The sequence below is a fragment of the Bacillus sp. 0102A genome, from assembly GCF_036765155.1.
Taxonomy (GTDB): Bacteria; Bacillota; Bacilli; order Bacillales; family Bacillaceae; genus Bacillus; species Bacillus subtilis_G.
Genome location: NZ_JBAIZW010000017.1, coordinates 1 through 9,110 on the forward strand (window position 1 = coordinate 1; position 9,110 = coordinate 9,110).

Here is a 9,110-nt window from a genome sequence, read left to right on the forward strand (position 1 = left end):
TTTCAAATAGCCTCTGGCAACACCCGATCCGGCGATGTACAGTTCGCCAATACATCCAGCAGGCAGCATCCGCTGCTTTTGATTGAGGATATACAATCTGACATAATGAACAGGTTTTCCAATTGGAATCCGTTCAAGCTTTTCATGCAGCGGACAATCAAAGAAAGCAGCTTCTACAGTTGCCTCCGTTGGTCCGTAGGAATTGGTTAATGCAACATTTGGAAGCAACTCGCAAAATCGGGAGACGAGATGGGTTCCCAGCTGCTCTCCTCCGGAAAACACCCGATTGAGTCCGTTTGTCTTAATCGGTACAGGGCGATATTTTATATGTTCTAAAAATGCATGAAGCATTGAAGGCACAAAATGCATAGCTGTGATCTTTTGTTCTTCTATAGCCTTCGCGATCACTTCAGGTTCTTTTTCGCCTCCCCGAGGAAGCAGATAAACAGAAGCACCGGCATAAGGCCACCAAAACAGCTCCCATATTGAAGCGTCAAATGAATAAGATGTTTTATGCATAATCACATCTGAGTGCTTCAGCCGATAGCGGGACTGAAGGGAATTCAAAAAATTCACCGCAGATCGATGTTCAACTTCAACACCCTTAGGCCTGCCGGTAGAACCGGATGTATAGATGACATATGCTAAAGATTGCGGGAGAACGTCCACATTCGGATTGGACAAACGATGTTCCAGCCCGTTATTTGTCTGATTGAGATAAACAAGCTCTCCTGCAAATGCCGGAACAGGCAGGTCAGAAGACTGAAGCAGGAGAATATTTGTACCGCTGTCCTCCAGCAGAAAGCTGATTCGTTCTTCCGGATAATCCGGGTCGATAGGCAGATAAGCACAGCCAGATTTAAGAATGCCATAAATGCCAATCAGCATTTCAGGTGAACGCCTTCCCATAATGGCAACTGTTGTTTCAGTTTTTACTCCTCGTTCGATCAGCTCCCAGGCGATACGGTTAGCCTGTTCATTCAATTCTTTGTAGGTCATCGCTCCATCTTCAAAAACAACAGCCGTCTGATCAGGCGTTTTTGCTGCCTGCATTTCGAGTGCATAGTGGAGCGTTTGATTCATCGGATAGCCCGTCCCCTGAACCGGATGGCATGCTTCAATGAACTCTCTCTCTTCTTCTATTGTTAAGAGTGGAATGTTGTCCAATTCTGTTTCAGGGCTGACAGCTGTATGTTCCACAAGCGTGGTGAAAAGACCGGCCCACCTTTGGATGGTTTCTTTCTCAAACAAAGCTGTACTGTATTCAAACTGACAGAATAGCTCGGAATCGTGTTCTGTCACATACAGGGAAATATCAAATTTCGATATTGGATGCTCCAAATCGTGCCATTGAAGCTGTATCTCTTTCATTTTCAACTTATGCTGTTCCATATTCTGCAGGACAAGCGTTGTGTCAAACAATGGATTCCGGCTCATTTCCCGCTGCACACCGAGTTTATCCACAAGCTCTTCAAACGGATAATCCTGATGTTCATACGCTTCTAGTGTCGTCTGCCTGACTTCCTTCAGAAATTCTTCAAATGTCTTATTGCCTGCCGGGCGTGTCCGGAGAGGCAATGTATTGACGAACATCCCGAGAACTGCTTCAAGATCGGCATGGGGCCGGCCGGCGATAGGTGAACCAATCACGATATCATCCTGACCGCTTAACCGTGATAAAAAAGCTGAATACAAAGCGAGCAGTGTCATGTAAAGCGTGCTTCTGTTTTGACGGGCGAGCCGTTTTATGCTGGCCGTAATCTCTTTATCCATTTGAAAGGTTACTTTTCCGCCTGTGAATTGTCGTTCTGCCGGCCGGCGTTTATCGGTCGGAAGCTCTAGTACAGGAAGATCCCGTCTAAACTGCTGCTGCCAGTAAATCTCCTGCTTTTGGTACGAGTCCCCCTTTTTAAATTGCTGCTGCCAAACGGCGTAATCTTTATACTGGATCCGCAATGGCTTAAGCTGCCGGTTTGCATAAAGATCGGTGAATTCTCGGATTAAGAGCTGAACGGATACGCCATCTGAAATGATATGATGCATGTCCACCAGCAATACATGCTTCTCGTTCGCCACTTTAATAAGACCCGCTCTAAATAACGGCGCCTGGCTCAGATCAAAGGGACGGACAAAACCCTCGATAGCGGCCTCTTTACTTAATGTGAACGGCACTTCGGTATGGATACGCTGAACCGGCTCGCCATCAGCCCCAGATACAAAGGAAGTTCGAAGCGGCTCATGCCGACTGATCAATTCTTTAAATACAGCAGACAGTTTAGCGACATCCAGTGCCCCTTCCAGTTCTAAGACCGCTGGCATGTTGTAGGCGACACCCTCATCAAGCTGCTGAAGCACATATGTCCGTTTTTGTGCCGAAGATACAGGATATGTCTTCCTTTCTTCTGCTGGTTCAATTGCCGCATACGGATTTTGCTCAGCTTCTCGGATGATTGAAGCCAATCCTTCTACCGTAGGGTGGCCAAAGATGTCCTTAAGCGGAACTTGCACATGAAATTCCTTTGCGATCCGTGACATAAGCACTGTTGCTTTTAACGAGTGGCCGCCATGGTCAAAAAAGTTGTCTTGGATGCCTATATGACCATTTTTCAGCACATCTTCAAATATTTGCGAAAGCTTTGCCTCTAACAGATTACGAGGGGCAGTATATGGAATCCCGCTAATTGAATCATCTGATTCAGGAAGTGCTGATTGATCTACTTTTCCGTTTGTAGTAAGAGGTATGTTGTCTACCCATACCCATTTCACCGGGATCATGTATTCTGGGAGCTCACTAGCCATATAGCTGCGTAAATCTGCTGTATTCAGCCTTTGTACACTGTCATAGTAAGCGTACAATTCATGTTCACCGTTTTGGTCTTGCCTGATGAGAATGGCAGCTGCTTTAATATCCGGATGATTCATTAACGTGATTTCGATTTCTTGCGGTTCAATTCGATAACCTCTAATTTTCACTTGATTGTCTGCCCGTCCGATATATTCGATGCTGCCGTCTTCAAGTCGTCTGGCCAAATCACCCGTACGGTACATGATCGATCCGGGCCTGAAAGGGTCAGGTGAAAATTTGTCACGTGTCAGGCTATCGTGATTGACATATCCTCTGGCAACACTTGCGCCGGAAATATAGATTTCACCTGATACGCCGTAGGGCTGCAGCTGTTTTTGATGATTCAAAATATATAGTTCAGTACAGCCTATCGGTTTACCGATTGGAGGAAACTCAGGAATAGGGTCTCCCGGATGTATGGTATACGTAGATACCACATGAGTTTCTGCAGGTCCGTAATGATTGTGCAGGTGCATGCCGCGTTTACGTAATGCATCTTGAAAAAGGCTTGAAATGATTAATTGTTCTCCAGCTGCAATCAGGTGTTTGACGCCGTAAGGAAACGAGTTCGCAAATTGTTGCTCGCTGAAAATCATTTTGATAAAAGCCGTTGGGAGGAACACAATATTCGTCTGGTGCTTGTTTATAAATGCAAACAGCTGAGGCACATCTCTTTTTATGGCTTCTGGCACGATGTGCAGTGTGCCGCCTTTAAGAAGCGCTGAAAAAATTTCTTGATAACAGACGTCAAAGGCTGGTGTCGCAAATTGCAGAACGTCTGCTTCAAAGTCAATGCCGGAGTGAGTATATTCGAACTTCAGCAAGTTAGCCATGTTTCGATGTTCAAATTGAACACCCTTTGGTTTACCTGTTGTGCCTGATGTGTAAATCATATACAGAAGATCGTCCGCATTGTTGACTGACTGTAGGTTACTGCCGTCTTCTTGGCTTTCGATATCTTCTGCATGAGTGATAAAGTAATTGTTTTCAAGCGATGAGGAAAGATGCGTTTGTGAAACAACATGCGAACAGCCGCAGTCATTTAGAATATAACGGATTCTTTCAGCCGGATAATGCGGATCAATCGGAACAATGGCGCCGCCTGCCTTCAAAATACCAAGAACACCAGTGATAAACGCCGCAGAGCGTTCCATCATGAGCGCAACAGGCTCCTGTCTCGCAACACCTTTCATTCGCAAATGCCGCGCCAATCTGTTAGCCGATTTGTTCAATTCTCTGTACGTTAACGAGCAGGCTTGATCAATTACAGCATAAACGTCCGGTGTCTTTTCCGCTTGTGCTTCAAACATAGCATGGATGGTTTCGTAAACAGGTGATACATCTGCCATTTCACCAATCAGCTGCTGCTTTTCAGTGTCAGTCGTGATATCGATTTCTTCAGGCGGAAGATTCGGATTAGTTAAGATTTGCGATACAGCATTCAAAAGATGCTCTTTGACAGAAAGCACAAAAGACCGATCATGCTGCTCCGCATCATAGCTCATTTTGATATGGATTTCTTCCCCTGGCGCCACCATAAGATAAAAGCTGTAGTTGGTTTCATCTGCCACAGTGAAGTTATGAATCTGAAAAAGATCAGAAGCATGTTCCTGTTTATTCAGCATCTGAATCTCTTGCTGAACCGGATAGTTTTCAAATACGAGAATATGATCAATTAACCCTTGCTTAACCGCTGATCGGGCTTGAATTTCATATAAAGGGTGGTAGCTGTATGCTTCACCGGAAAGACGGTCTTTTTGCATGTCTTTTATGAGTTGAAGAAATGGTCTTTTTGCCCCCTGAACCCGAACCGGAATCGTGTTAATGAAAAGACCGACCATCTGTTCAATTCCTTCGATTTCTGCAGGCCTTCCTGACATGACAGAACCGAATACGGCATCATCGTTATTATTATATTTTTGAAGCAGAATGCCCCAAATGGTATGAAAAATCGTACTGAGTGTTACTTCTTCTCTTGCAGCAAGCTCCGAAAGCCTGATGCTTTCTTCCTTAGAGAATGAAAACGTAACGTGTTCCTGCCTGCTTCTCCCCTTTGTTTTTTTCTGCTTCGGGAGTATGGTTTGCTGGTCATGGCCAGATAGATAATGTTCCCAATAAGAAACTGCCTGCTCTTTGTCTTGCTCCATCAGCCATTTGATATACGTTCCGTATGGATGGACCGGCTCCAATGATATAGGGGAGCCGTGTACATAAGATGCGTAAATATGGAGAAACTCCTTTAGCACAATGCTGAGGCACCAGCCGTCCATCATAATGTGATGAAAGGTCCAAATACAAGTGTACTGGCTCTCTCCAGTTTGAATCAGAGCGATGCGCATGAGCAGGTCTTTTTGCAACTGAAACCCTTGAGCCCGGTCCTCTTCTTTCAATTGCTCGATAAACTGTGACTGCTTCTCTTCGTTTAAATGCGTGATGTCTTTTTCCTGTACGATGACATTCCGTTCTCTCAGGACAACCTGCTGGGGAGATGAAACATTTTGACTGATAAAAATCGTTCTGAAAATATCGTGTCTTGCTACAAGAGCATTGATGCTGTTTTGAAAACACTGCGGGTTGACTGTCCCTTCTATTGTAAAAGAAGCTTGCTCGACATATGCTTGTGAATCTTTTTGCAGGAGGGAATGGAAAAGCATCCCTTCCTGCATGTAAGACAGCGGATAAATATCCTGAATTGAATTCGCTTTTGTCATGTTCATGTCTCCCTGTCACGATTTTCTATAATTCTTCCACCAAGCTGGATATACTGTCCAAATCCTCTGCCGTTAATGATTGGCTGCTGAAATCGCTCAGCGTCTTTTCAGCTTTCTGTTTACTGGCGCAGTGTTTCATAATGTCCAGCAAAAAGTGTGCGATCCTGTTGATAAGCTGCTCCATTGTGTTTCGATGAAAGCGGGCTGGCGGATAACTGAGATTGAAATGAAGCTTTTTGTCTGCTGCCATTGCACTCATCTCGATGATCTGTTTACGCCTCCATGTATGAGTGATGTCCTTTCCGCTTCCAAGGCTCGATGGGCGGAAGTTATCCTGTCTTTCTATGTCATTGAACTGTCCCAAATAGTTAAAGCTGATTTCCGGTATTTTTGAAAACTCAATACTTTTGTTTTCAGGGTGTGTGAGGTATTTCAGCATACCGTATCCCACCCCCTTGTTTGGTATCCGGCCCAGTGTATCTTTAACGGTTTTTACTGCGGTTCCGAGTTCATCCCCATGATTTTCAAAGTCTATGAGGGCGGGGTAAATAGATGTAAACCAGCCGACCGTTCGGCTGATATCCAACTCCGGCAGAATGTGTTCTCTCCCGTGTCCTTCCATTGCAATCCGGAGCTTGCTTCCGCCTGTCCATTCACGAATTGCCAAAGATGCCGCAGTTAGCAGTATATCTTGTGTATCTGTACCATAGGCGTGATTGACGTTTTGCAGCAAGACGGAGGTATCTGCTTCAGTGAGTGAAAAGCTCACCGAGTCCCTTTTGCTGCAGTCGGTGTTCTCATGATGCGACATTTCATATGGCAGTTCCGCAGCTTGCTGTTCTTCTACACTTCGCCAATACGCCTCCTCACGAATCAGCTTGCTGCTTTGGGCATAGCCCTGTATTCGTCTTGCGTATTCCTGATAGGAATCAGTTTTAGGCGGAAGTTGAATCGCCTCGCCTGCAGCCGCTTGTTGATATCCTGCTGACAAATCCTCAAGCAAAATCCGCCATGAAACCCCGTCAACGACAAGATGGTGGATGGTAAGGAACAAGTAATCTCCGGACAGTGTTTTAAACCAAGCGGCATGTAACAATGGTCCTTCCTGCAAATTGATGCTTTGCTGTAGATCAGCAACTGCTTGTTTGATTTGCGTTTCCCAACCGCTTTCTGACTGTGAAAGATCAGATATTCTCAAGCTGTACAGCTGTGATTCATGAATGCCTTGGTTGATTTGAATCCATCGCCCGTCATCGTCACGATAAACCGTCCGAAGCACATCATGATGCTCCGCCAGTTTTTTTAAGGCTGCTTTAAGGGCGTCTTCAGACAAACGATCAGAATGGAAAAGCATGACAGACTGGTTGAAATGGTGTCTTTCTTCAATATCCTGTGAAAGAAACCATTGCTGAACAGGCGTCCATGGAACGTCTCCCTGAATGGGTCCTTGTTCTATGATTCTTTCTGTCTTACGGATAAATGGTGATAAGTCCTTTATCTTTGGATGACGGAATAAATCACTTACCTGCAAGCTTAGCCCATGACGACCAAGGCGTGCAGAAACTTGAAGCGCTTTGATTGAATCTCCGCCCAATTCAAAAAACGAATCCTCTATTCCGATCCTCTGGATGCCGAGAACCTCCTGCCAAATCAACGCCAGCTGTTCTTCAAGGTCATCGCGAGGCGGGACGTACGTTTGTATAGACGTGACATCTGGTTCAGGAAGTGCTTTCCGGTTCAATTTTCCGTTTGAAGTGAGCGGAAGCGTCTCCATTACAATGATGTACGCCGGGATCATATAACCTGGCAGTGACCCCGTGAGAAGAGAACGCACTTGTTCAGCATTCGTGCCCGCTTTTACGCTGATGTAGCCAAACAGTTCTTTGCTCCCTGTCTGTCCTGTACGTGCCAACACAGCTGCTTCTTTGACTCCGTCTATTTTGCGAAGTGCTGATTCAATCTCACCCAGTTCCACCCGATAACCTCTTACTTTTACTTGATCATCAATACGGCCAACGTACTCAATTACGCCATCGGGAAGCCAGCGCACCAGATCACCAGTGCGATACAGTCGATCGCCAGACGCAAATGGATTTGGGATAAATTTCTCTCTCGTTAAATCAGGGCGGCCCAAATATCCTCTGGCGACGCCATCTCCGCCGACACAAAGTTCGCCAACAGCTCCGATCGGCTGCAGCATTCCCCATTTATTTAAGATATAAGCGGTGGAATTACCAATCGGCCGCCCGATCGGAATAGAACGTTCATATGTTTTTTGAATGTGAAAGCACGTCGAAAAAGTTGTATTTTCGGTTGGGCCATACCCGTTCCATATAGATACTTCAGGGCAGAGATTTCTGATTCGATTGACGTGGCTTGCCGACAAAGCTTCTCCGCCTATAATCAGATGTTTTAGCTGTGAAAATATTTTCTCGTTTTGCTCTGTCAAGTGATTGAATAGAGAAGATGTCAGCCACATCGTTGTGATCCCTTGATCTTCTATGTATCTCTTAAGCTGATGGAAATCAAGAAATGCTTGTTTATCGGATAGATGCAAAGCTGCTCCATTTAGCAGCGGTCCGAATATTTCAAATGTCACGACATCAAAACCGATTGATGATGTCATGAGAAGACGGTCTGCAGGTGTAAATGGAATATAATTGCTGTTTTTAACTAGACGAATCACACTTCGCTGCTCAATCATGACGCCCTTTGGTTTACCGGTTGATCCAGAGGTATAAATGATATATGCGAGTGAATGCGGCCCTGCTGACGATTCAATATTCGTCGGTTCTCCCTGCTTTTGAATGTCTTCGATTATGATTTGTTCACATTCAATGTTTAATAGCCGTTTTTCGGCTTTTTCCGATTGAAGGAGTAATTCGGCCCCGCTGTCTGACAGCATATAAACTATTCGTTCAACAGGCAGATCAGAAGCGATAGGCAGGTAGGCTCCGCCAGCTTTCAGAATACCCAGCATTCCTGCTATGAGTTCTGGTGTTCGTCCTGTCAACAAGGCTACAACACTCTCAGGCCCGACTCCCTTTCTCTGTAGAACAGAAGCGATTTGATTTGCCCGTCTGTTCAGGTCCGCGTAAGTTAACACTTGTGTATCGCTGACAATTGCTACGGCATTAGGCGTTTGTTCAGCCTGGACTTCAAAGAGCCTGCTGATGGTTTCATTTCTTGGATATTCTATTTTTGTACGATTGAGCTCATGGATAAGGTAATGGGTCTCATCCTCATTCAGTATATTTATTGTTCCGAGAGCGGCTTTGCTGTCTTGGATGATGGAGAGTAACATATTGATGAAGTATTGAAGCCACTTTTCTATCGTTTTTTTCTTATATAAGTCCGTACTAAATTCCATTTGGAACGTCAGCAAACCGCGGGGCTGTTCGTGAGCATACAGGGTTAAATCAAATTTGGATGTTTGATGCCCGTTGCTTGCTGCAGGTTTGAGACGCAGTTCATCCAGCTGCATTGATTCCTGATCCATATTTTGAAGAACAAACATCACGTCAAACACTGGATTCCTACTCGTATCCCGCGTC

2 protein-coding genes are annotated in these 9,110 nt (G+C 45.2%); both read right to left on the minus strand.

Annotation, left to right across the window (positions count from 1 at the left end; all coding sequences use genetic code 11):
• Nucleotides 1-5,556, minus strand: a 5,556-nt coding sequence (locus V6D41_RS21325; RefSeq protein ID WP_333519560.1) for an amino acid adenylation domain-containing protein, incomplete at its 3' end; no start/stop codon positions are given.
• Between the two features lie 25 nt (nt 5,557-5,581).
• Nucleotides 5,582-9,110, minus strand: a 3,529-nt coding sequence (locus V6D41_RS21330; protein ID WP_333519561.1) for an amino acid adenylation domain-containing protein, incomplete at its 5' end; no start/stop codon positions are given.